General features: G+C 71.7%; 19 protein-coding genes. 10 read left to right on the forward strand and 9 right to left on the reverse strand.

Annotated elements, in window-relative coordinates; all coding sequences use genetic code 11:
* The first annotated feature begins 19 nt into the window (after positions 1–19).
* The 3 genes from G8A07_RS23395 to G8A07_RS23405 are packed head-to-tail and all read left to right on the forward strand — an operon-like array spanning position 20 to position 6415.
* A complete protein-coding gene (locus G8A07_RS23395; protein WP_195794330.1) occupies positions 20–766 on the forward strand; it encodes a response regulator in 747 nt (248 codons plus the stop codon).
* Positions 766–3654 (forward strand): ATP-binding protein, encoded by a 2889-nt coding sequence (locus tag G8A07_RS23400; protein WP_195794331.1) that lies wholly within the window; start codon positions 766–768, stop codon positions 3652–3654. The genes G8A07_RS23395 and G8A07_RS23400 overlap by 1 nt, the downstream gene beginning before the upstream one ends.
* Positions 3638–6415: an ATP-binding protein gene (locus G8A07_RS23405; protein WP_195794332.1), complete on the forward strand. Its 2778-nt coding sequence runs from the start codon at positions 3638–3640 to the stop codon at positions 6413–6415. Before G8A07_RS23400 ends, G8A07_RS23405 begins: the two co-directional genes overlap by 17 nt.
* A 10-nt stretch (positions 6416–6425) precedes the next feature.
* On the opposite strand, the gene G8A07_RS23410 is transcribed toward G8A07_RS23405, so the two are convergent.
* From G8A07_RS23410 to G8A07_RS23420, 3 genes are read right to left on the reverse strand one after another with little or no spacing between them, the layout of a single operon-like run.
* Positions 6426–6911, reverse strand: a complete 486-nt coding sequence (locus G8A07_RS23410; protein ID WP_195794333.1) for a MarR family winged helix-turn-helix transcriptional regulator — start codon at positions 6909–6911, stop codon at positions 6426–6428.
* Positions 6908–7675: a trehalose-phosphatase gene (gene otsB, locus G8A07_RS23415; RefSeq protein ID WP_195794334.1), complete on the reverse strand. Its 768-nt coding sequence runs from the start codon at positions 7673–7675 to the stop codon at positions 6908–6910. The genes G8A07_RS23410 and otsB overlap by 4 nt, the downstream gene beginning before the upstream one ends.
* 35 nt (positions 7676–7710) lie before the next feature.
* Positions 7711–9963, reverse strand: coding sequence for a trehalose-6-phosphate synthase (locus tag G8A07_RS23420; protein WP_195797933.1), 2253 nt, complete (start codon positions 9961–9963; stop codon positions 7711–7713).
* Positions 9964–10113: 150 nt separating this feature from the next.
* Here G8A07_RS23420 and G8A07_RS23425 point away from each other — a divergent pair, with 150 nt between their 5' ends.
* A complete protein-coding gene (locus G8A07_RS23425; RefSeq protein WP_195794335.1) occupies positions 10114–11925 on the forward strand; it encodes a glycoside hydrolase family 15 protein in 1812 nt (603 codons plus the stop codon).
* A gap of 15 nt (positions 11926–11940) precedes the next feature.
* Here G8A07_RS23425 and G8A07_RS23430 read toward each other — a convergent pair whose 3' ends face one another.
* The gene (locus tag G8A07_RS23430; RefSeq protein ID WP_213086195.1) at positions 11941–12363 is read right to left on the reverse strand and encodes a globin family protein; all 423 of its coding nucleotides are present in this window, start codon (positions 12361–12363) and stop codon (positions 11941–11943) included.
* 201 nt (positions 12364–12564) lie between these two features.
* Here G8A07_RS23430 and G8A07_RS23435 point away from each other — a divergent pair, with 201 nt between their 5' ends.
* Complete coding sequence (locus tag G8A07_RS23435; RefSeq protein WP_195794336.1) at positions 12565–13329, forward strand: GGDEF domain-containing protein; 765 nt, start codon at positions 12565–12567, stop codon at positions 13327–13329.
* Positions 13330–13333: 4 nt separating this feature from the next.
* Here G8A07_RS23435 and G8A07_RS23440 read toward each other — a convergent pair whose 3' ends face one another.
* From G8A07_RS23440 to G8A07_RS23455, 4 genes are all read right to left on the reverse strand, one after another.
* Complete coding sequence (locus G8A07_RS23440; RefSeq protein WP_195794337.1) at positions 13334–13939, reverse strand: PEP-CTERM sorting domain-containing protein; 606 nt, start codon at positions 13937–13939, stop codon at positions 13334–13336.
* A gap of 17 nt (positions 13940–13956) precedes the next feature.
* Positions 13957–15453, reverse strand: coding sequence for a PhoX family phosphatase (locus G8A07_RS23445; protein ID WP_195794338.1), 1497 nt, complete (start codon positions 15451–15453; stop codon positions 13957–13959).
* 205 nt (positions 15454–15658) lie between these two features.
* Positions 15659–16249: a DUF1134 domain-containing protein gene (locus G8A07_RS23450; RefSeq protein ID WP_213086196.1), complete on the reverse strand. Its 591-nt coding sequence runs from the start codon at positions 16247–16249 to the stop codon at positions 15659–15661.
* A 37-nt stretch (positions 16250–16286) separates the two neighbouring features.
* A complete protein-coding gene (locus tag G8A07_RS23455) occupies positions 16287–16919 on the reverse strand; it encodes a TetR/AcrR family transcriptional regulator (protein ID WP_195794339.1) in 633 nt (210 codons plus the stop codon).
* A 136-nt stretch (positions 16920–17055) separates the two neighbouring features.
* Between G8A07_RS23455 and G8A07_RS23460 the strand changes: the two genes are divergently transcribed.
* The 4 genes from G8A07_RS23460 (at position 17056) to G8A07_RS23475 (ending at position 20511) form a co-directional block, all read left to right on the forward strand.
* Entirely contained in the window at positions 17056–18081 is a 1026-nt protein-coding gene (locus G8A07_RS23460; RefSeq protein WP_195794340.1) for an MBL fold metallo-hydrolase, read from the forward strand.
* Positions 18082–18271: 190 nt separating this feature from the next.
* The gene (locus tag G8A07_RS23465; protein ID WP_195794341.1) at positions 18272–18718 is read left to right on the forward strand and encodes a hypothetical protein; all 447 of its coding nucleotides are present in this window, start codon (positions 18272–18274) and stop codon (positions 18716–18718) included.
* A 41-nt stretch (positions 18719–18759) separates the two neighbouring features.
* Positions 18760–19158 (forward strand): PilZ domain-containing protein, encoded by a 399-nt coding sequence (locus G8A07_RS23470; RefSeq protein ID WP_249937118.1) that lies wholly within the window; start codon positions 18760–18762, stop codon positions 19156–19158.
* A 120-nt stretch (positions 19159–19278) separates the two neighbouring features.
* Positions 19279–20511 carry a glycerophosphodiester phosphodiesterase gene (locus G8A07_RS23475; RefSeq protein ID WP_195794342.1) on the forward strand — a complete coding sequence of 411 codons (1233 nt, stop codon included), beginning with the start codon at positions 19279–19281 and terminating at the stop codon, positions 20509–20511.
* 16 nt (positions 20512–20527) lie between these two features.
* On the opposite strand, the gene G8A07_RS23480 is transcribed toward G8A07_RS23475, so the two are convergent.
* Positions 20528–21376, reverse strand: coding sequence for an alpha/beta fold hydrolase (locus G8A07_RS23480; protein WP_195794343.1), 849 nt, complete (start codon positions 21374–21376; stop codon positions 20528–20530).
* Between the two features lie 92 nt (positions 21377–21468).
* Here G8A07_RS23480 and G8A07_RS23485 point away from each other — a divergent pair, with 92 nt between their 5' ends.
* Entirely contained in the window at positions 21469–21858 is a 390-nt protein-coding gene (locus G8A07_RS23485; RefSeq protein WP_195794344.1) for a YciI family protein, read from the forward strand.
* The last annotated feature ends 6 nt before the right edge of the window (positions 21859–21864 follow it).

Here is a 21864-nt window from a genome sequence, read left to right on the forward strand (position 1 = left end):
CCGCCCCGAGCGCCCCGCCATGAGCCTGCCGACGCCACCCTCCCTGCTGCTGGTCGACGACGAAGCCGAGCTGCGCGAGCTGCTGGCCGAATATTTCGGCCGCCAGGGCTTCGCGGTGCGGGCGGCGGCCGATGCCGCGCAGGCGCGCGCGCTGCTGGCCGAGCAGCGCCCCGAGCTGGCGCTGCTGGACCTGAACATGCCGGGCGAGAACGGCCTGTCGCTGGCGCGCTGGCTGCGCGAGGCCCACCCCCAGGTCGCGATCCTGATGCTGACCACCGCCAGCGACGCGGTCGACCGGGTGGTCGGCCTGGAGCTGGGCGCCGACGACTATGTCGCCAAGCCCTTCGACCTGCGCGAGCTGCTGGCGCGGGTGCGCGCGGTGCTGCGCCGCACCCAGGGCGGCGCCGCGGCCGAACCCGCGGCGGCGGCCACCTCCATCAGGCCCAGCCTGCCGCCGGGCCGGCGCATCGCCTTCGGCCTGTGCGCGCTGGACCTGGACGAGCGCAAGCTCTGGGACGGCGGCGGTCAGGAGATCGCGATCACCGCGGCCGAGTACGACCTGCTGGCGCTGTTCGCGCGCAACCCGAACCGGCCGCTGAACCGCGACCAGATCATGGAGCAGGCCCACAACCGCGGCTGGGACGTGTTCGACCGCTCGATCGACCTGCGCATCATGCGGCTGCGCCGCAAGGTCGAGCGCAACCCCGACAAGCCCGAAGTCCTCAAGACCATCCGCAACGTAGGCTACGTCTTCGTCAGCGCCTGATGAGGAACGCGGCCGCGGCCGACGCGGACCCCGCGCTGCGCCAGCTGGCTGCCACGCGCCGGCTGATGGTCTGGTTCGCCGCGCCGATGGCGCTGCTGCTGCTGGTGCTGAGCGGCCTGCAGTACCGCCAGCGCATGGCCGAGGCCGAGGCCGAGCTGCAACGCGCCGCCGAGCAGCATGCCCAGGACCTGCAGCTGCTGGCGCGCCCGGCCATGGACCATGTGCAGGACCTGCGCCGGCTGATGGAAACCTTGTGGGACGCCCCGCCAGATCCCGGCCCGGCGCTGGTCCGGGCGCTGGCGCCACAGCACCGCGGCGGCCGGCCCGACGGGGTCGCGATCCCCGATGCCGCGGCCGGCGAGCGCTGGGGTCAGGTCTGGTGGTCGGCGCTGGACGACCGGCCCTTCGAGCCGGCCTGGCTCAGGCGCGCCGCCGCCTTCGTCACCCAGGCCCGCGTCGCGCACCAGCGCGCGCCGGGCTTCGAGGCCACCTGGTTCGCCGGCATCGACGTCAACACCTCCTTCGGCTACCCCTGGATCGCCACCGACAGCATCCTGCAGAGCATGGGCCTGGCGCGCATGCAAGACCTGGCCCCGGTGCGCGCGCTGGCCTCGCAGCGCGCCCGCGCCCGCCTGGCGCGCACGCCGCGGCCCGAGCAGGGTTCGCATTGGGGCTCGCCCTATGCCAGCCAGCTGGCCGGGCATCTGGTGGTGTCGCACACCGCGCCGGTGTTCGCCGGCGGCGAGCTGGTCGGCGAGGTCTCGCTGGACTTCCGCCTCGACGGCCTGCAGGCCAGCGTCGCGCAATGGGCCCGGCCCGGCGAGCTGGCCTGGATCGTCGATGCGGCCGGCCATGTGCTGGCCGACTCCGGCCGGCCGCTGCAGGGCCCCAGCGGCCCCGGCCATGGCGACGAGCATGTGCGGCGGCGCTGGCAGGAGCGCGTCGCGCCGGAGCTGGCCGCGCTGGCGCTGGACGTGGCCGGGCCGCGCCAGGCCGGCGACTGGGTGCTGGTCAGCGCCGGCCGCGCGGGCGCACCCTGGCGCTATGTCTCGGCCACGCCGACGTCGGCGCTGCGCGAGCGCATCCTGCCCAGCCTGCTGCCGAATGCCGCGCTGGCGCTGGCCCTGCTGCTGACCCTGGCGATCGGCCAATGGCTGCTGGCGCGCCGCTTCGTGCTGCCGGCCAGCCGGTTGCTGAGCTATCTGCGCGAGCTGTCGCGCGACCACCGCGCGCCGCCGCCGGCGCTGGGGCCGCGCTGGCAGCTCTGGGTCGACCGGCTGCGCGAGACCTTCGCGCGCCAGCACGACTCGCTACAGCGCGAGCGCCTGAGCGAGGCTCGCAAGTCGGCCATCCTCGACCATGCGCTGGAGGCGATGGTCTCGACCGATGCGCAGGGCCGCGTGGTCGAGTTCAACCCGGCGGCCGAGGCGATGTTCGGCCGCGCGCTGGCCGAGGTGCGCGGCGCCGATGTCGCCACGCTGATCGTGCCGCCGCGCTTTCGCGCCGCCCACCATGCCGGCCTGGCGCGCCTGCGCGCCGGCGCCGGCGGCGCGCTGCTGGGCCGGCGCCTGGAGATGCAGGCGCTGCGCCGCGACGGCAGCGAGTTCGCGGTCGAGATGGTGCTGTGGCGCAGCGAGGTCGGCGGCGAGGTGCACTACACCGCCTCGCTGGTCGACATCTCGGAGCGCCTGCAGGCGCGCCAGGAGATCGAGCGCCAGCGCGAGTCGCTGCGCCAGACCGAGAAGCTGTCGGCGATGGGTAGCCTGCTGGCGGGCGTCGCGCATGAGCTGAACAACCCGCTGGCGATCGTGATGGGCCGCGCCGACCTGCTGGAGGACAAGCTGGCGGGCAGCCCGCTGCGCGACGATGCGCAGCGCATCCGCGAGGCGGCCGAGCGCTGCGGCCGCATCGTGCGCACCTTCCTGAACATGGCGCGCGCCAAGCCGACGCGCCGCGCGCCGCTGGCGCTCAACGACATCGTGCGCGCCGCCGCCGACATGCTGGGCTACACCCTGCGCAGCCATGGCATCGCGCTGGAGCTGCGCCTGGACCCGACCCTGCCGCAGCTGATGGGCGATGCCGACCAGTTGGGCCAGGTGCTGCTGAACCTGCTGGTCAACGCGCAGCAGGCGCTGGTGCCGACGGGCGGACGCGAGGAGCCGCGCCGCATCGTCGTTGCCACCGGCGTCGAGACGCGGCGCGAGGGCCAGGCCGCGCGCGAGCCGCGCATCTGGCTGCGCGTGCAGGACAGCGGGCCCGGCGTGCCGCCCGAGGTGCGCGAGCAGCTGTTCCAGCCCTTCTTCACCACCAAGGCCGAGGGCCTGGGCACCGGCCTGGGCCTCTCGGTCTCGCGCTCGCTGGTGCGCGAGCATGGCGGCGATCTGGTGCTGGAGACCCAGAGCGGCGGCGAGCGCGGCGCCAGCTTTCGCCTCAGCCTGCCGATCAGCGGCGAGCCCGGGGCCGAGGCGCTGCCGGCCGCGGCTGAGCAGGCCGAGGCCGCGCCGCTGCGCCTCCTGGTGGTGGACGACGAGGCCGAGCTGGCCGAGGTGATGCGCGAGACCCTGGAGGGCGCCGGCTACGAGGTCGCGACCGCCGAGTCCGGCGCGGTGGCGCTGGCCCTGCTGATGGAGGCGCGCTTCGACGCCATCGTCTCCGACCTGCGCATGCCCGAGGTCGACGGCGCCGAGCTGTGGCGCGCGGTGCGCGCGCTGCAGCCGCCGCTGGCCGAGCGCATGCTGTTCGTCACCGGCGACATCCTGTCGCCCGCCGCGGCCGAGTTCCTGCGCGACTGCGCCTGCCCGGCGCTGGAGAAGCCCTTCCAGCCCCATGATCTGCTGGCCGCGGTGCGACGGCTGGCCCAGGAGGAGGTCCATGGACATGCCCCTTGAGGCGGCCGCCGATCCGCTGGCCGCCAGCGCCAGCGCGCTGCTGCGCCGCTACCGCCGCCTGCTGTGGCTGGTCAGCCTGCCGCTGCTCGCGCTGGTGCTGCTGCTGGCGCTGGGCCATGGCCTGTCGGCGCACCGCAATGCGGTGGCGGGGCTGGAGCGCGGCGCCGCGCAGCAGCATGCGGCGCTGCAGGCGCTGGCGCGCGATGCCGAGGAGCATGTGCTGGACCTGCGCCGCTTCGTCGAGCGCGAGCTGATCACCGCGGCGCGCGCGCCCGACGCCCTGCTGGCCGAGGCGCTGCAGCACGACGCGATGGGCCATACCCTGGACGAGCTGCCACAGCTGCTGCGCCCCGGCCTGGCCCAGCTGCTGTGGCCCGGCGCCAAGCGCCCCGATGCGGCGGCGCTGTGGCGGCTGCAGGCCTTCGCCGCGCTGACCGAGCCGGCCCACAACCGCCATGCCGACCTGGCGCGCAGCTACCACCTGGCCTGGCCCGAGACCCATGCCCTGCTCTACCCCTGGCTGCCCAGCGCCCAGGTGGCGCAGGGCCTGGGCCGGCCGGACTGGGGCCTGGCGCTGCAGGCCTGGTACGCGCGGCCCGAGTTCGGCGCCGCCCGCCCCGAGGCCAACAGTGCGCAGCGCGCCTTCTGGCTGCCGCGCCCGGACGAGGGCCTGCTGGTGCATGGCGCGCCGGTCTACGCCGGCGAGAGCTTCCGCGGCCTGGTCGCCACCGAGCTGCGCCTGGACAGCCTGAGCCGCGCGGCGGCCGCCGCGGCGCCGGCCGGTGCGTCCTGGTGGCTGCTGGGCGAACAGGGCGAGGTGCTGGCGCGCAGCGCCGACGCCGGCGCGGCCCCGGAGCCCGCGGCGCTGGCGGCCGCGCGCGCCGCAGACGGCCATGCCGGCGCCGATGGCGGCTGGCGCCTGGTGGCGCTGCCGCTGCAGAGCGCGCCCTGGACCCTGGTAGCCGCGCAGCGCGAGCGCGCGCTGCTGGCCCAGATCGCACCCGAGCTGCTGCCCTTCGGCCTGATCGCGCTGGCGCTGCTGGCCCTGGTGCTGCTGGGCCAATGGCTGCTGCGCCAGCGGGTGATCGAGCCGGCGCTGGCGGTGATGCGCTACCTGTCGGACAAGTCGCGCGACCCGCTCGCGCCCGAGCCGGCGCTGAGCCCGCGCTGGCAGCCCTGGGTGCGGGTGATCAGCGCCACCTTCGCGGCGCAGCGCGAGGCGCGCGAACGCGAGCGCCGCAGCGAGGCCACCAAGTCCGCCATCGTCGACCATGCGCTGGCCGCGATCATCACGACCGACCGGCAGGGCCGGGTCGCCGAATGGAACCCCGCGGCGGCCACGATGTTCGGCCGCACGCGCGCCGCGGTGATCGGCCAGCCGGTGGGCGAGCTGATCATCCCGCAGCGGCTGCGCCCGGCCCATGCGGCAGGCCTGGCGCGCGCCGGCAGCGGCCGCATGCAGCGCGCCGGCGAGCGGCTGGAGATGGTGGGCCTGCGCGCCGACGGCCGCGAGTTCCCGATCGAGATGGTGCTGGCGCGCACCGACGTGGACGGCGACCACCACTACACCGCCTTCATCAACGACATCAGCGCGCAGCGCCTGGCCCAGGCCGAGATCGAGCGCCAGCGCGAGGCGCTGCGCCAGAGCGAGAAGCTGACCGCGATGGGCAGCCTCTTGGCCGGCGTCGCGCATGAGCTGAACAACCCGCTGTCGATCGTGCTGGGCCGCGCCGCGCTGCTGGAGGGCAAGGCGGCCGGCCAGGGCGCGCTGGCCGACGACGCGCGGCGCATCCGCGACGCGGCCGAGCGCTGCGGCCGCATCGTGCGCACCTTCCTGAACATGGCGCGCGCCAAGCCCGAGACGCGCCAGCCGGTGCCGCTCAACGAGCTGGTGCGCGCCGCGCTGGAGCTGCTCGGCTACGGCTTGCGCAGCAACGGCATCCGGCTCGAGCTGGCGCTGGCCGACAGCCTGCCCGAGCTGCCGGCGGATCCGGACCGGCTGGGCCAGCTGGTGATGAACCTGATCGTCAATGCGCAGCAGGCCCTGGCCAGCCAGGCGGGCGAGCGCCGCTTGGCGCTGGCCACCGGGCTGGAGGCCGACGGCGCCTGGGTCTGGCTGCGCGTCGCCGACAACGGCCCGGGTGTGCCGGCCACGCTGCGCGAGCGCATCTTCACGCCCTTCTTCACCACCAAGGGCGACGGCCTGGGTGAGCTGCAGGGCACCGGCCTGGGCCTGGCGGTGGCGCGCGGCGTGGCTCGCGAGCATGGCGGCGAGCTGCTGCTGGAGGACGAGGCGCCGCGCGGCGCCAGCTTCCTGCTGCGCCTGCCGCTGGCCGGCGGCAGCGGCCCGATGCCCGGCCCGGCGCCGGCGCCGATCAGCAACCCGCCGCGCCAGCTGCGCCTGCTGGTGGTCGACGACGAGGCCGATCTGGCCGCGATGCTGCGCGAGGCGCTGGAGCAGGCCGGCTACGAGGTCGCGACGGCCGAGTCCGGCCGGGTCGCGCTGGAGCTGCTGGACACCGCCCGCTTCGAGGCCGTGGTCAGCGACCTGCGCATGCCCGAGATGGACGGCGCGGCGCTGTGGCGCGTGATGCGCGAACGCTGGCCGGCGCTGGCCACCCGCATGCTGATCATCACCGGCGACACCCTGAGCCCGGCCGCGGCCGAGTTCCTGCACGAGACCGGCTGCGCGCTGCTGGAGAAGCCCTTCACGCCGGCCGAGCTGGTGGCGCGCATCAAGGAGCTGACCGAGGCGCGGTAGCGCCAAGCGCTCAGAGCTGCGACAGCGGGATGCCGGCACCGCGCTCGTCGACGCCCAGCTCGCTGATCAGCCGGCCCAGGTCCTGGTCCAGGCGGCGCAGGGTGGCGGCGTCGAGCGCCTGCAGGGCCTGCGGCAGCACGCCCTCGACCGGGCCCGGCGCGCGCTTGAGCAGGCGCAGCGCCGCCGGCATCAGCTGCAGCTGCACGACGCGGCGGTCCAGGCTGTTCTTCTCGGCCAGCAGCAACTCGCGCTGCACCAGGCCCTTGACCAGATTGCTGGCGGTGGACTGATGCACGTCCATCGCGCGCGCCAGCTCGCCGATGCCGATGCCCGGGCGCTCGCGCACGATGGACAGGGCCCAGAGCTGGGCGCCGCCCAGGCCGGTGCGTTTCTCGATCTGCGCGAAATGGCCGCGCACGGCATTGAAGACCTGGCGAAAGCGCCGCAGCACCTGCGCCGGCGTGGCGGCGGCGCGGCGACCTGTTGTTGTTGTCATGGCTCGGGAGGCGGGGATGGACTGATGAGGGCCTGCTGCATTTTCTCAAGCAGCGCGGCCATCTCCGCATGCGAGGCCAGAAAAAACATCGCCTGGCTGCCCTGCGGCTCCGGGCCGATGCGCACCGTCAGCCAATGCGGCTTGGCGCGCTCGAACACCGCCTCGTCGTTGACATCGTCGCCGACGAACAGCAGGGTCTCGCAGCCGCTGTGGTGCAGCAGGGTCTCGACCGCAACGCCCTTGTCCGGCGCGGCGCTCAGCACCACATTGACCACGCATTTGCCGCCGAAGCTGGCCAGCTCGGGCGGCAGCCGCTCCAGCAGCTCGGCGATCAGCTGCTGGGCCTGGGCGCGGTCGCGCGCCAGCCGGTAATGCAGGGCCAGGGACAGGCCCTTGTCCTCCAGCTGCACGCCGGCGGCGCGCAGCGCCGGGCCGGCCTCGGCCAGGCGCTCGCGCAGCGCGTCCAGCGCCGCGTCGTCATGGCGCCAGGCCAGGCCCTCGGCGCCATGGTTGCCGATCAGGTAGCTGGGCTCGAAGCCCAGGCGCGGCCGGGCATCGGCGACGCTGCGGCCGGTGACCACCGCGATGGGCCGCAGCCGCGCCAGCTCGGTCAGGCGGCGCTGGATGGCGATGGGCACCAGGGCATCGTCGGGCCGGGCGACGATCGGGGCCAAGGTGCCGTCGAAATCGAAGGCCAGCAGCGCGCGCTGGCGCATCAGCTGCGCGAGGGCACGTTCGCCGGCCGGACTGAAGAGGTAACGCATCGACGGGGTCTCCTGGGTACTGCTACTGCGACTGCTTATTTCTCGGTCAAGGCATCGTCCTCGCTGGTGTGACTCAGCACGCGCGCGTCGATGCGCTCGCGCAGGCGCCAGCGCGCCGCGTCGGCCAGCATGCGGCCGGCCCAGCGGAACACGTTGTCGTCGCGCACCGTCATGCGCATGTTCGCCATGCGCTCGCGCTGCTCGGCCAGCGGCATCGAGATCGCGCGGTGCAGCGCATCGGCGCTTTCCTCGACGTGGTAGGGGTTCACGATCAGCGCCTCGTTGAGCTCGGCGGCGGCGCCGGCGAAGCGGCTCAGCACCAGCACGCCCTGCTCGTCGTCGCGCGCGGCGACGAATTCCTTGCAGACCAGGTTCATGCCGTCGTGCAGGCTGGTGACGACGCAGACATCGGCGGCGCGGTAGAGCCGGTTCAGCGCGGCCTGGTCATGGTGCTCGGCCAGCAGATGCACCGGCCGGTAGTCGCCGCGGCCGAAGCGGGCGTTGACCCGCTCGGTCACCTGGTGGATGCGCTGCTGGAAGGCTTTGTACTCTTCGAGCTCGCTGCGCGAGGGTGCGGCCACCTGCACCAGGCTGAAGCGGCCGATCCATTCCGGATGCTTCTCCAGCAGGCGCTCGACCGCATGGATGCGTTCCAGGATGCCCTTGGTGTAATCGAAGCGGTCCACGCCGACCGCCAGCTTCAGCTCCGGCGGCAGGCCCAGGCGCGCGAACACCTCGGTGCGGCAGTCCGGGACCAGCGGCCAGGCGGCGCGCTCGGCCTCGTCGGGCCAGGCGATCGAGATCGGGTAGCTCTGCACCAGGGTGCTCTGCTTGTTGGCGGTGACGATCGAATGCTCATGCTCGATGCGCGCCTCCAGATAGCGGTCCACCGTCTCCAGGAAGTTCTTGCAGTGGTAGCGGGTGTGGAAGCCGACGATGGTGCTGCCCAGCAGGCCTTCCAGCAACTCCGCGCGCCAGGGGCAGATGCCGAAGGACTCGGGGTTCGGCCAGGGGATATGCCAGAAGGTCAGGATGGTGGCGCGCGGCAGGCGCTTGCGGATCAGCGCCGGCAGCAGCGCGAAATGGTAGTCCTGCACCAGCACCACCGGATCCTCGCTGCGCGCCTCGGCCACCACCGCGTCGGCGAAGCGCTCGTTGATCAGCTTGTAGGCCTGCCAGTCGGACTCGCGGAACACCGGCCGCACATGGGCCACATGGCACAGCGGCCACAGGCCCTCGTTGGCGAAGCCGAAGTAGTAGCCCTGCTCCTCCTCGGCCGTCAGCCAGATGCGGCGCAGGGTGTAGTCCTGGCTGCCCGGCGGCACCTTGACCCGGTCCTGCTTGTCGACCACCTGGCGATCGGCGCTGCCGCTGCCATGGGCGATCCAGGTGCCGGAGCAGGCGCGCATCACCGGCTCCACCGCGGTGACCAGGCCCGAGGCCGGGCGCTTGCAGCTGATGCCGTCCGGCCCCCGGTCGTGGATGTAGGGCTCGCGATTCGAGACGACGATCAGCTCGTCGCCGCGCAGCTGGGCGCGCAGCAGCGCGCGCAGGCGCTCCGCGTCCCAATGGTCGTCGCGGTCCAGCGAGCGGCGGTAGGCATCCTCCAGGTCGCGCAGGCGCTCGCGGAAGTCGGCCGCCAGCGGCGCCAGCTCGCTGCGGCCGAGCACCGGCGTCAGCAGGCCCTCGCCGCGCAGCAGCGCGCGCGCGCCGGTGACCCAGCCGCGCCAGCTGAGCTGGGCCACCACCATCGTGATGAAGGCGATGATCACGCCCAGCACGGTGATGAAGGCGATCAGGTATTTCTGCGTGTCCTGGCTGCGCCGCTCGACGAAGCTCAGGTCGTGCAGCAGCACCAGGTCGGCCACGTGGGCACCCTCCACCTGCACCTGGTGCACGCCGACATGCAGCGGGCCGCCGGGCAGGCCCAGCTTGGGCACGTCCTGCACCGACAGGTTGCGCGCCTTGGCGCAGTCCAGGTCCGCCGGGAAGGCCGGGCTGCGCTGCAGCAGCTGGTCCTGCAGATTGCACAGGCCCAGCGCGAACAGGCGCTCGTCGCGCACCGCCCGGGTGAACAGCGCCTGCAGCCGCGGGTCGCGCCCGTCCTGCAGCGCCTCGCCGAGCGAGTCGGACAGGGTGTTGGTGATCAGCGAGCCGCGCAGGTTCAGATCGCGCGAGAACCAGCGCAGGGTCAGGCTATCCAGCAGCGGCAAGGCGAGGTAGGCTGCCACCGCCAGCGTCAGCACCAGGGGCACCAGGAAACGGATCTGCAGACGCAGGGTGTTCATCATGATCGCATGGGCGCCAGCGTGACGGGCCGGGCCCGCTGCGGTGTAACGCGTTCAGAATACATTTGTCCAAATGTACATCGCTTAGACTGAAGACAAGTTACCGACCGCTACAGGCCGCTTGCACAACAAGTCGACAGGAGGAAGAAGATGACCGCCACTCCGCGCGACGCCAGCCTGGCGCTGGCCCTGATCGGCAACTGCGCCGTCAACGCCCTGGTCGATGCGCAGGCGCGCATCGTCTGGTGCTGCATGCCGCGCCCCGATGCCGACCCGCTGTTCCATGCGCTGCTCGATTCGCCCGACGGCATCGCGCTGGACGGCACCTGCGCCGTCGAGCTCGATGGCATGGTGCAGAGCACGCAGCAGTATGTGCCCGGCACCGCGATCGTGCGCACGCTGATGTTCGATGCCCAGGGCGCCGGCATCGAGGTGACCGACTTCGCGCCGCGCTACCGCAGCCGCGACCGCATGTACAGACCGGCCCAGCTGGTGCGGCGCGTGCGGCCGGTGGCCGGCCATCCGCGCGTGCGCTTCATCGTGCGGCCCAGCGCCGACTGGGGCGCGACGAAACCGCAGCTGACGCGCGGCAGCAATCATTTACGCTTCGTCACCGCGGACTGGGTCTGGCGGCTCAACACCAATGTGCCGCTGACCTATCTGATCGACGAGACCTGGTTCACCCTGCACGGCCCGGTCAGCCTGCTGCTGGGGCCGGACGAATCGCTCAGCGGCGGCATCGAGGACACGGCACGCCTGTTCGAGGAGGAAACCCTGTCCTACTGGCGCCACTGGACCTCGCGCCTGGCCCTGCCGCTGGAATGGCAGGAGGCGGTGATCCGCGCCGCGATCACGCTCAAGCTGTGCCAGTTCGAGGAGACCGGCGCGATCATCGCGGCGGTCACGACCAGCATCCCGGAGGCGCCCAACACCCAGCGCAACTGGGACTACCGCTACTGCTGGCTGCGCGACGCCTTCTTCGTCGTGCGCGCGCTCAACAGCCTGTCCGAGATCGGCACGATGGAGGACTATCTGCGCTGGCTGCAGGACGTGGTGCGCAGCACCCAGGGCCATGTGCAGCCGCTCTACGGCATCGGGCTGGAGGCGGCGCTGCCGGAGCGCCTGCTGGAGGGCCCCGGCGCGCCGCGCGGCTACCGCGGCATGGGGCCGGTGCGCATCGGCAACCAGGCGCATGAGCATTTCCAGCATGACGTCTACGGCAATATCGTGCTGGGCGCCTCGCAGGCCTTCCACGATCACCGCCTGACGCGGCGCGCCGATGCCGGCGACTTCGCAATGCTGGAGCGCGCCGGCGAGCAGGCCTGGCTGCTGCATGAGCAGCCCGATGCCGGCATGTGGGAGCTGCGCACCCGCGCGCGCATCCACACCAGCTCCTCGCTGATGTGCTGGGCCGCCTGCGACCGGCTGATGAAGATCGCCCATGCGCTGGGCCTGAACGAACGCGCCGCGCTGTGGGGCTCACGCGCCAACACCATCCGCGAGAAGATCCTGGCGCGCGCCTGGAACGAGCAGCGCGGCGCCTTCGCCGAGAGCTTCGGCGGCCGGGACCTGGACGCCAGCGTGCTGCTGATGTGCGAGGTCGGCTTCATCAACCCGCGCGACCCGCGCTTCGTCAGCACGGTCGAGGTGCTGGAGAAGCATCTGTGCGACGGCCCCTTCATGCGCCGCTACGAGGCGCCGGACGATTTCGGCCGACCCGAGACCGCCTTCAACGTCTGCTCCTTCTGGCGCATCGACGCGCTGGCGCGCATCGGCCGCACCGAGGAGGCGCGCGAGATCTTCGAGGCCCTGCTGCAGCGGCGCAACCATGTGGGCCTGCTGTCCGAGGATCTGGCGCCGGCCAGCGGCGAGCTGTGGGGCAACTTCCCGCAGACCTATTCGATGGTGGGCATCATCAACGGCGCGATGCGCCTGTCCAAGCCCTGGGACCTGGTGGTCTGAGCGAATGCCGCATCCTCAAGCGGCCAGCGGTTGCGCCGCCTCGCGCATCGTACGGCTGACCAGGTCGTAGACCGCCAGCCAGGCCGCGCGCAGCTCCGGCGTGAAGCCCGGGCCCAGGCCCTGCTCCAGGGTGCGGATCAGGGCCGCGCCGACACTGGCGTAATGGCGCTCCTGCACGCCATAGCCCTGATGCCGCGCGCCCAGCAGGCGCAGCACCGGCAGCAGCTGCTCGGGCCGGTCCAGCAGCGCGACCGCGCCCGCCAGCATCTGCAGCAGGCGCCGGCCCTGCTCCCGCATGTCGCCGCGGAACAGCGCGCGCAGCTGGGGGTCGAGCTCGAACAGCTGGGCATAGAACAGGCTGGCAACCGGCTCGCCGAGCGCCTCGACGCGGGCGAAGCTGGCACGGACCTGGGCGACCTGGCGCGGGGTGATGGACATCAGTCTCTCCAACAATGCAATGAGGTCGGCATCGTCGGCGGCCGCGGTATCGGCGCCGTTGCGGGCCGGTACGGGGCCTGTTGCATTTGTTGGGGCGGCCGCACGGGGGCGAATCGCGCTATCCTCCGACTGTTGTTACATCCCCTACACAGTCCCGACATGCAAGCGCGCACGCCCGCCCAGCCCGAAGCGAGCACTGACATGACGGCCGTCCTGACGGCGGCCCAGGCGGCCCTGAGCGCGGGCGAGGCGAGCCAATGCCTGGCCCTGGCCGAGCCGCTGCTGGACGGCGCGCAGGCCGAGCCCGCCCGTGCGCTGGCGGCCCAGGCGCTGGAGCAGCTGAGCGAGCGCTGCGCGGCGGCCGGCGAGCATGCGCTGGCGCTGCAGCATTACCGGCGCTTTCACCGGCTGGTGGTCGACGGCCTGCAGCAGCGCCTGGCGCGCGGCATCGAGACCGGCGCCGACGATGGCCTGCTCGACACCTTGACCGGCCTGGCCAATGCCCAGGCGATGGAGCAGCGCCTGCCGGCGATGATGGCCCAGGCCATTGGCACGAAGCGCGGCCTATGCCTGGTGCGCATGGAGCTGGACCCGCTGCAGCCGGGCCGGCTGGCGCTGACGCCGGGCCTGGCCGATGCGGTGCTGCGCGAGATCGGCGCGCTGCTGCGCGCGCACAGCCGCGCCAAGGATCTGGCGCTGCGCCATGCCGGCGAGACCCTGGTGCTGGTGCTCAGCGATGTCGAGCTGTCGACCGCCCGCACCGTCTGCGAGCGCCTGCGCCGCGCGGTGCAGGGCCATGACTGGACGCCGCAGCATCAGGAGCTGCGAGTCAGCATCAGCATGGGCCTGACCGCGCTGCGCGGCGGCGATGACGTCAAGCAGCTGATGGCCCGCGCCGAGGCGGGCCTGGTCAGCGCCCGGCGCGACGGCCGCAACTGCGTGCGCACCGGCGTGCTGGGCGCCTGAGCCCTCAGGCCTGCTGCTGCTTGCGGCGGCGGGCCACGAAACCGACGGCCGCCAGGCCGGCGATCATCAGCGCATAGCTCTCCGGCTCCGGCACCGCCACGGTGATGCGGAAGGTGTCGCCGACCTGGTGGCCGGCCAGATCCAGCGTCCAGTCCGTCGCGCTGCCGTTGCCCAGCGGGTTGCCGATGTAGAACTCGGTGGTCACGCCCGGCGCGCCGAAGCGAGCCCACGCCGACTGGGCGTTGCCGCCCTGCGCCACGACGCTCTGGAAGCCGTCGGTCGTCAGCGTGCCGCGCGGCAGCGCGAAGCCGATGCCGCTCAGCGCGACCTGCGTGCCCTCGAAGCCCAGGCCCGACAGATTGCGCACCAGCGCGTTGAAGCTCAGCGAGCCCAGGGCCAGGTCTTGCGCATCGAGGCTGAAGTTCAGCGTGACCTGGCTGCGCTGCGCGAAGTCCAGGTCGAAGGCCAGCTTGCCGGCCTCCGAGTAGTCGGTCACGCTGACGCCCTGGCCGATGGCGCCGTTGAACTGGGCGGCCTGGGCCTGGCCGGCGCCGAGCGCCAGCAGCGCGGCGGCGGAGATCAGGACTTGCTTGGTGATGGTCTTGGTCATGATGGGGATTCCTCGATTCAGAGCGGGCCCTTGGCCCAGGGACCGGTGATCGCGAAGGTGATGCCGGGAGTCTGCTGGTTGACGAACAGGTAGCGGCCCGTCGGGTCGAAGCAGGCGCCGCAGAACTCGGTGCCGCGGCGGTCGCCGGCCAGGCTGGTGCGCTTGCCGGCGGCGGCCAGTTGGGCGGCCGTCACGTTGTAGTTGTTCTTCGCGAAGATGTAGGCGCTGCCCTCGTCGGTCAGGCCCATCAGGCGCTCGCCGAAGCCGAACATGTCGGTGACGCCGCCGCCGTCCTCGCAGATCAGCAGGCCGCCGCGCGGGCTGACCGTCAGGTTGTCGCCCATATTGCCGACCGTGGTGGAGGCTGTGGAGTAGATGCAGGTCAGGGTCTGCGTGGCCAGCTCCAGCTCCCAGATGGCGCCGCGGTTGATGCTGCCGCCCGAGGTGTCCATCACATACATCTTGCCGGCGAAGTACCAGATGCCTTCGCCGCGGTTCATGCGCAGCGCGCCCTGGTTCCAGCCCTGCACGAAGGGGCCGGAAGCGTTGCTGATCGTCGCGCCTTCGGGGCCGGTGGCGTTGCCGCGGTTGCGGTCCGGATCGACGATGTCGACCCATTCCAGCTCGTAAGCCTGGTCCAGCTGGGCCGGCGCGACATTGACGTTGTGGCGCTCCTTGACCTTGGCCATCTGCAGCTTGCCGCCCTGGGCCAGCGAGCCGATCGTGCCCGGCAGCACATCGGGGATGTAGCGGTAGAAGCCGGACTTGCCCGAGCTGTCCTCGGTCAGGTAGGCGATGCCGGTGCTGGGGTCGATCGCCACGGCCTCATGCGCGAAGCGGCCCATGCCGATGATCGGCTGGCCGGTGGTCTGGGCCGGGTCGGCCGCGCATTCGAACACATAGCCATGCTTGCGGCCGGCGTTGCTGATCGAGTCGGAGCCGACCTCCTCGCAGGTCAGCCAGGTGCCCCAGGGCGTGATGCCGCCGGCGCAGTTGGTGCGGGTGCCGCCGAGGTTGGCGTCGATGCGCAGGAAGGCGCCATCGCGGAACACCAGGTTGGTGGTGCCGCCGTTGGAGAAGCCGCTGCCGGTGTCGTAGACGGCCGGCGCGCCGAAGAAGCTGGCGTCGCTGCCGGTGCCGACCTCATGGTTGCGCACCAGCACGATCTCGGTGCTGCGGCCGACCTTGCGGGTCGCGACCACGCCCATGCCGTCATGCGCGGCCGGGCAGGGCTTGCCGTTGCTCATCAGGTCGCCGGTCCAGCCGAAGCTCTTGTAGCTGAAGCCGGGCGGCAGCTGCAGCAGCGGCAGGCCGGTCGTCAGGTCGTTGACCGGCGCGATCGGGCCGTACAGGCTGTCGACCAGCGCGGTATTGCCGCCGGCGGCCAGGGCCTCGCGGGCGTGCAGGGCGCCAAGCGAGGCGACGAACGGCAGGGCAGCGGCGGCCGAGGCGCTGCGCAACAGGCCGCGGCGGGACGGGGAGAAATTTTCGGGGGACAGGTCTTGCTGGCTCATGGTCACTCCAGGGAGGGGCGGGCAGCTGCGGATGCAGCGCGGCGGATTCTCTGGAGCAGGCATGTCGGCAGCGTGAGTCCACCCCTGCCGAGTGGACTATGGAAGACGCCGGTGCCCGGCCGCGCCGGCCTGCAGGCTATCGGCCTGTGCGCGCAGTCCGAACAAACCGATCAGCGCGGCCGGCGCCAAGTGCCGGCGCGTCGCCTCAGAACGGGTTCAGGCTCTTTTCGCGCCGGTAATGCAGATAGCCGACGCTGACCCCGGCGCGCAGCCCGACGCCCAGGCGGATCGGCGCCAGCGTGATGCTCTTCAGGCGCTGGTAGTTGATGCCGGCGCCGCCGATGTAATAGGCGCTGCCGTCCACGCCCGGGAAGCGCTGGAAGATCGCGCCGGTGTTGGGCAGCCTGTAGACCAGGGTGAAGACCTTGGAGGCATTGGCGCCGGCGTCGAAGCCGATCGACGGGCCGGCCCAGTAGACCTTGGCACCGCCACCGCCCTTGGTCACCAGCTGGCCCTCGCCGTAGCGCAGGCCCACGGTCAGCGCGGCGCCGGCCTCCGCGCCCTTGATATAGGCGTTCGGGCGGCCCTGCTCCTTGAAGGCCTTCTCGATCACCTTCGCCAGGCCCTCGGTGGTGTCGCCGAAGAACTCGGTCGCGGCCTTCAGGATCGAGTCCTCGTCGTAGGTGCTCTTGTCCTCGTTGGCCCAGGCCGCGGCCGGACCCAACGCCAGGCAGGCGCCCCCGAGCCCCAGCAGCAGCTCGCGGCGGTCCGGGTCCTGTGCATCGCGCATGTCCATCAAGGTCTCCTGTTCGATGGAGCGACCTTAACCCAAGTCAGCCCGGGTCGGCCACGCTGTAAAAGGACAGAAACATGTCGACGCTGTCCTCCAGCACCTGGCGCTGGCGGGCTAGGTCCAGCGGCGGCTGGCCCATCGCCAGCTGCGGCCAGAAGGCGAAGGCCTTCAGCAGGCCCTGCAGCTGCTGCGTCGCGTACTGCGGATCAAGCGGGCGCAGCCGGCCGTCCTGTTGGGCGGCGCGCAGCCAGTTCGCCAGGCCCGCCTCCTTCTCGGCCAGGCGGCCGACCATGGCCTCGGCGCGCTCCGGCACATGCATCATCTCCGCCACCGCGACGCGCGACAGCGCCATGAAGCTCGCGTCGTTCAGCAGCGCCATCTTCTGCGCGAGCAGCTCCAGCAGCTGCTCGCGCAGGGGCCGCGCCGGGCTGTAGGCCAGGCCCGCCAGCGCCTGGCTGCGTTCGAACAGCTGCAGCAGGACCGCGGCGAACAGCTCGTCCTTGCTGGGGAAATGGTTGTAGACCGTGCGTTTGGACACCCCCGCGACGGCGGCGAGCCGGTCCATGCTGGTGCCGGCAAAGCCGTGCTCGCGAAATTCGGCCATCGCGGCCAGCACGATGGCCTCGCGCTTGCGGTCGGTCAGCCGCGTCGGACTCGTGGTTTCGGACGACATGCCAAAAATTTTACACCCGGCAGTTTACTTTTACGATTTAAACACTACACTGTGCAGTGTACTTTTTTGCATTGCCACGCCCGTGAAGCGTCTTCGCCTCCCGCTCATCCTCCTTCTCCTCCTCCTATTCAGCATCATGGCCCTCACCCTGTTCTGCCGCAGCGCCCTGCCGACCGAGGCCCAGCGCCAATCCGCCCAGTTCGCCGACGGGCGCTTCCACAATGGCCGCGCGCTGCGCGAGCCGGGCCTGGGCAAGGGGCTGCAGATCCTGTGGCGCTTCCTGACCGACAAACCGGCCGACGCGACGCCGCAGCGCCAGATCGAGGTGCTGCCGCTGAGCCGTGCCGACCTGCTGGCAGCGCCCGACCAGAGCCTGTGGCGCCTCGGGCATTCGACCCTGCTGTTCAAGCTGGACGGCAAGTTCTGGCTGACCGACCCGGTGTTCGCCGAGCGCGCCTCGCCCTTCGCCTTCCTGGGCCCAAAGCGCTTCCATGCGCCGCCGATCGCGCTGGAGGAGCTGCCCGAGATCGAAGCGGTGATCCTGTCGCATGACCATTACGACCACCTGGACCATGACGCCGTGCTGGCGCTGGCGCCCAAGGTGGCGCGGTTCTTGACGCCGCTGGGCGTCGGCGACCGGCTGATCGAATGGGGCATCCCGGCGGCCAAGGTGCAGCAGTTCGACTGGTGGCAGGGCCTGCAGATCGGCGTGCTGCGCCTGGTCGCGACGCCGGCCCAGCATTTCTCCGGCCGCAGCCTGTCCGACCGCAACCGCACGCTGTGGGCCTCCTGGGTGCTGATGACGCCCGAGGTGCGCCTCTTCTTCAGCGGCGACAGCGGCTATTTCGACGGCTTCAAGGCGATCGGCGAGCGCTTCGGTCCCTTCGACCTGACGATGGTCGAGACCGGCGCCTACAACGAGGACTGGCCCGACGTGCACATGCAGCCCGAGGAGAGCCTGCAGGCACATCTGGACCTGGGCGGCCGGCGCCTGCTGCCGATCCACAACGGCACCTTCGACCTGGCCCTGCATGGCTGGACCGAGCCCTTCGAGCGCATCGAGGCCCTGGCCGCCGCGCGCGATGTCGCGCTCAGCACGCCGCGCATGGGCGAGCGCCTGGACCTGCGCGCGCCGCTGCCCGGCAGCGCCTGGTGGCGCTGAGACGCCCGGAGTGTGCTGTTTTGCACGCCGCGCCCCACCCTCCGAAGGGTGAATCCGCGGCGCAGCGAAAGCACGGCGCGCCGGCTTGCGCCTACACTTGCCCGGCCGCCGGCCCTCGCGCCGGCTTCACCGTTCGGAGCGAGCAACCGATCATGCAAGCCCAAGCGCGCCACCGGCGCCACCCCTCATCATGAACGCGCAGGGCGACCTGCCCAAGCTGGCGCTGGCGCTGGAGTACGTCGACCTGGGTGCGGCCCTGTACCTGGCCGGCGGCAGCGACCATGCGGCGCGCCTGCTGGCCGCCGCGGCCGAGCGCCTGCTGGGCGACCTGGGCCGCCTGCTCGGCGAGCAGGAGCAGACCGACGAGTTGCAGGCCCTGCTGCAGCGCGTGGCCGAGCGCTACGCGGCGCCACGCTTCGAGGCGCGCGGCCATGTCCAGGCCCGTGGCGGCCAGGCGGCGCTGTCGCGCGCCGGCGAGCTGGCCGGACTGATGGCCGACAAGGCGCGCCAGGAGACCGAGGCCTTCCTGCGCGCCAGCTGGTACCTGCTGGAATCGATGGGCCTGGAGGCCGTCGCGCCGCAGCGCCTGCAGGAAGCCATCGAGCTGAGCACCATTCACGCTCACGACGATTTCTAGCCCATTCCTGGCCCGTCACGCGCCGGCGTGATGGTGCTAGCATGGACCCGCCCCACCGGGAGTCCATCATCAGTACCGAACGCCGCCATTTCGCCCGCGTCGCCTTCGATGCCGAGGCCCAGCTGACCACCACCAGCCTGCGTCTGGCGGTCAAGGTGGTCGATCTGTCGCTGAAGGGCGCGCTGCTGCTGCTGCCCGAGGGCGCCCAGGTGAAGCCGGGCGATCCCTGCCTGCTCTCGGTCACCCTGTCCCAGATGGATGTCGGCATCGCGATGGCCGGCGAGGTGGCCCATGTCGAGCTGGACGGCCGCCGCGTCGGCCTGCTGTGCCGCAGCATCGACATCGAGAGCATCACCCATCTGCGCCGCCTGCTGGAGATGAATCTCGGCGACGCGCGCCTGCTGGAACGCGAGCTGAAGGCCCTGCTCGCTTCAAATTAGGGACAGGTCTTGCCCCTAGTTCCCGCCTAGTCCGAACGGACTACAAAGCTCCCTCGCATGGCATCGAAGCTTCACCGAAGCCTTCGATCATCGACCCATACGCAAGAGGAGAGCCCGACGATGCAACGCACCCCGACCCTGCCCGCCCTGGCGGCCGCCCTGCTGCTGTCGGCCGCCGCGCCGGCCGCCCTGGCCTGGAACACGCTGGACGGCAGCAAGCCGCTGATCATCGCCCACCGTGGCGCCTCGGGCTATCTGCCCGAGCACACGCTGGAAGGCTATGCGAAAGCGATCGAGCTGGGTGCCAACTACATCGAACCCGACCTGGTGATGACCCGGGACGGCATCCTGGTCGCGCGCCACGAGCCGATGATCGGCGCCACCACCAATGTCGGCAGCATCGCCGCCTTCGCCGACCGCAAGCGCACCAAAACCGTCGACGGCGTCGCGACCACCGACTGGTTCGTCGAGGACTTCACCCTGGCCGAGCTGAAGACCCTGCGCGCGGTGCAGCCGCGCGCCAACCGGCCGCAGCAGTACAACGGCCAGTTCCAGGTGCCGACGCTGGACGAGGTGATCGCGCTGGCCAAGGCCAAGAGCCTGGAGACCGGCCGCCAGATCGGCATCTACCCCGAGCTCAAGCATTCGACCTATATGCAGGGCGTGTCCCAGGGCCTGGGCTTCTCGAAGAACTACTTCGAGGACAAGCTGGTCAGCACCCTGCACAACGCCTATGGCAACAGCGCCAACGCGCCGGTCTTCATCCAGAGCTTCGAGGTGCGCAATCTGCAGTACCTGAACAGCCGCACCGACATCAAGCTGGTGCAGCTGGTCGACGCCGATGACGTCAAGCCCGATGGCTCGATCTCGCTGGCCGCCCCCTATGCCCAGCCGGCCGATGAGGTGGCCGCGGGCGGCAAGCTGACCTTCGCCGACCTGGTCAGCAATATCGGCCTGTCCTTCGTCGCCACCTATGCCGACGGCATCGGCCCCTGGAAACCCTATCTGCTGAAGACCGTGGCCGACGGCGTCGACCGCAACGGCGATGGCGTGGTCAACGGCCTGGACCGCCTGGTCGCCGGCAGCACCGGCGTGATCGAGGCCGCCCATGCGAACAAGCTGTTCGTCCACACCTGGACCATGCGCGACGACGCCGGCATCCTGGGCTTTGGCAGCGGCCAGGCCGAGATCGAGGCCTATCTGCGCCTGGGCGTGGACGGCGTGTTCACCGACTTCACCGACACCGGCGTCGCCGCGCTGGCCGCGGTGCCTGAACCGCAGACCTATGCGCTGATGACGGCCGGCCTGGCCCTGCTGTGGGCGGCCAAGCGCCGCCGCGACCAGAAGAAGTAAGCAGCGGCCGCGAGGCTCAGCTCAGCAGGAAGTCGCGCAGGATGGGGTAGGCCTCCTGCGGCTTGTCGCGCCAGGTGCCATGGCCGGCACCGGGCACGCAGGCGAAGCGGCGCCAGCGCTCGGGCAGGGCCGCGGCGATCTCGCGCGCGTCCTCGACCGGGCAGACCGGGTCCTGGTCGCCGGTCAGCACCAGCACCGGGCAGGCCGCCCGCGCCAGGCCCGGCAGCAGATCCAGCCCCTGCTTCTCGCCGGCGACGAAGTGCAGCAGGATCTCGATATTGGCCAGGGTGCGCGCGCCCGACTGCGGGTCCAGCGGCGGCTGGGTGTTGTAGAGGCTGCGGCAGATGCGCCAATAGGCCTCCCAGGTCTGGGTGTCGGGCCGGCTCCAGAAGGCCTCGGCCGCGGCGCGCGCCGCGGGCCCGCCCAGGCGGCCGAACCAGTCCAGCTTGCGCGCGAGGCCCATGTGGTGCGAGGTGCTGGACAGGATGACCTTGGCCGCATGGCCCGGGTGGCGTGCGATATAGCGCTGCGCGACGAAGCCGCCGAAGCTCTGGCCCAGCACGATCGGCTTCTCGATACCCAGCGCATCGGACAGGCGCACGATGTCGTCGGCCCAATGGTCCAGGGTCCATTCCTCGCGCGGGCGGGCATCGCTGCGGCCATGGCCGCGGTGGTCGTAGTAGACGATCTGGGCGATGTCGGCCAGGGCCGAGAAACCAGGCTTGAAGGCGCTGTGGTCGAAACCCGGCCCGCCATGCATGCAGATCAGGGTGGGCTTCTCGCGCATCAGCGCACCGTCGGGCACCAGGCCCGGGCCTTCCACGTCCACGAACAGGCGCACGCCGCCGCCGATATCGATTCGCATCTTCTTGTCGTCTCCGGTCGCCCTTGGGCTGGCCCGCCAGTATGCGGGCCAAACCGGGTGCGGGATCGCGCGAGCCTGCCTAGACTGGCGCGATGCGAACAATGCCGCACGCCCTGACCGCCCTGCTGCTGGCGCTGGCCGCCGGCCTGGCCCCGGCCCAGGAGGCGCCACCGGCCGAGCGGCTGTTCGCCGTCGAGATCCGCACCGGTGCGGCCTGGGATCAGGCCAAGCCGGCCACGGCCCAGCCTCATTTCCGCGCCCATTCCGAGCATCTGGCCCGGCTGCGCGCCGAGGGCCGGATCGCCATGGGCGCCCGCTACGGCGACAAGGGCCTGCTGGTGCTGAGGGCCGCCGGCCCGGACGAGGCGCGCGCGCTGATGGATGCAGATCCCTCGATGCAGAGCCGCACCTTCGGCTACGAGCTGCACGAGATGCGGGTGTTCCAGCCCGGCTGGGTCGGCCCGGCGCCGGCCAAACCCTAGTTCGTC

Source organism: Roseateles sp. DAIF2, assembly GCF_015624425.1.
Classification (GTDB): domain Bacteria; phylum Pseudomonadota; class Gammaproteobacteria; order Burkholderiales; family Burkholderiaceae_C; genus Kinneretia.

Excerpts from the sequence above, each read along its gene's own strand:
- G8A07_RS23420 (WP_195797933.1), bottom strand. The coding sequence starts at position 9,963 with ATGAACACCCTGCGTCTGCAGATCCGTTTCCTGGTGCCCCTGGTGCTG.
- G8A07_RS23450 (WP_213086196.1), bottom strand. The coding sequence starts at position 16,249 with ATGGACATGCGCGATGCACAGGACCCGGACCGCCGCGAGCTGCTGCTG.
- G8A07_RS23465 (WP_195794341.1), top strand. The coding sequence starts at position 18,272 with ATGAACGCGCAGGGCGACCTGCCCAAGCTGGCGCTGGCGCTGGAGTAC.
- G8A07_RS23485 (WP_195794344.1), top strand. The coding sequence starts at position 21,469 with ATGCGAACAATGCCGCACGCCCTGACCGCCCTGCTGCTGGCGCTGGCC.
- G8A07_RS23470 (WP_249937118.1), top strand. The coding sequence starts at position 18,760 with ATGGACCCGCCCCACCGGGAGTCCATCATCAGTACCGAACGCCGCCAT.
- G8A07_RS23480 (WP_195794343.1), bottom strand. The coding sequence starts at position 21,376 with ATGCGAATCGATATCGGCGGCGGCGTGCGCCTGTTCGTGGACGTGGAA.
- G8A07_RS23440 (WP_195794337.1), bottom strand. The coding sequence starts at position 13,939 with ATGACCAAGACCATCACCAAGCAAGTCCTGATCTCCGCCGCCGCGCTG.
- G8A07_RS23405 (WP_195794332.1), top strand. The coding sequence starts at position 3,638 with ATGGACATGCCCCTTGAGGCGGCCGCCGATCCGCTGGCCGCCAGCGCC.
- G8A07_RS23475 (WP_195794342.1), top strand. The coding sequence starts at position 19,279 with ATGCAACGCACCCCGACCCTGCCCGCCCTGGCGGCCGCCCTGCTGCTG.
- G8A07_RS23435 (WP_195794336.1), top strand. The coding sequence starts at position 12,565 with ATGACGGCCGTCCTGACGGCGGCCCAGGCGGCCCTGAGCGCGGGCGAG.
- otsB (WP_195794334.1), bottom strand. The coding sequence starts at position 7,675 with ATGCGTTACCTCTTCAGTCCGGCCGGCGAACGTGCCCTCGCGCAGCTG.
- G8A07_RS23400 (WP_195794331.1), top strand. The coding sequence starts at position 766 with ATGAGGAACGCGGCCGCGGCCGACGCGGACCCCGCGCTGCGCCAGCTG.
- G8A07_RS23425 (WP_195794335.1), top strand. The coding sequence starts at position 10,114 with ATGACCGCCACTCCGCGCGACGCCAGCCTGGCGCTGGCCCTGATCGGC.
- G8A07_RS23455 (WP_195794339.1), bottom strand. The coding sequence starts at position 16,919 with ATGTCGTCCGAAACCACGAGTCCGACGCGGCTGACCGACCGCAAGCGC.
- G8A07_RS23395 (WP_195794330.1), top strand. The coding sequence starts at position 20 with ATGAGCCTGCCGACGCCACCCTCCCTGCTGCTGGTCGACGACGAAGCC.
- G8A07_RS23410 (WP_195794333.1), bottom strand. The coding sequence starts at position 6,911 with ATGACAACAACAACAGGTCGCCGCGCCGCCGCCACGCCGGCGCAGGTG.
- G8A07_RS23460 (WP_195794340.1), top strand. The coding sequence starts at position 17,056 with ATGGCCCTCACCCTGTTCTGCCGCAGCGCCCTGCCGACCGAGGCCCAG.
- G8A07_RS23445 (WP_195794338.1), bottom strand. The coding sequence starts at position 15,453 with ATGAGCCAGCAAGACCTGTCCCCCGAAAATTTCTCCCCGTCCCGCCGC.
- G8A07_RS23430 (WP_213086195.1), bottom strand. The coding sequence starts at position 12,363 with ATGTCCATCACCCCGCGCCAGGTCGCCCAGGTCCGTGCCAGCTTCGCC.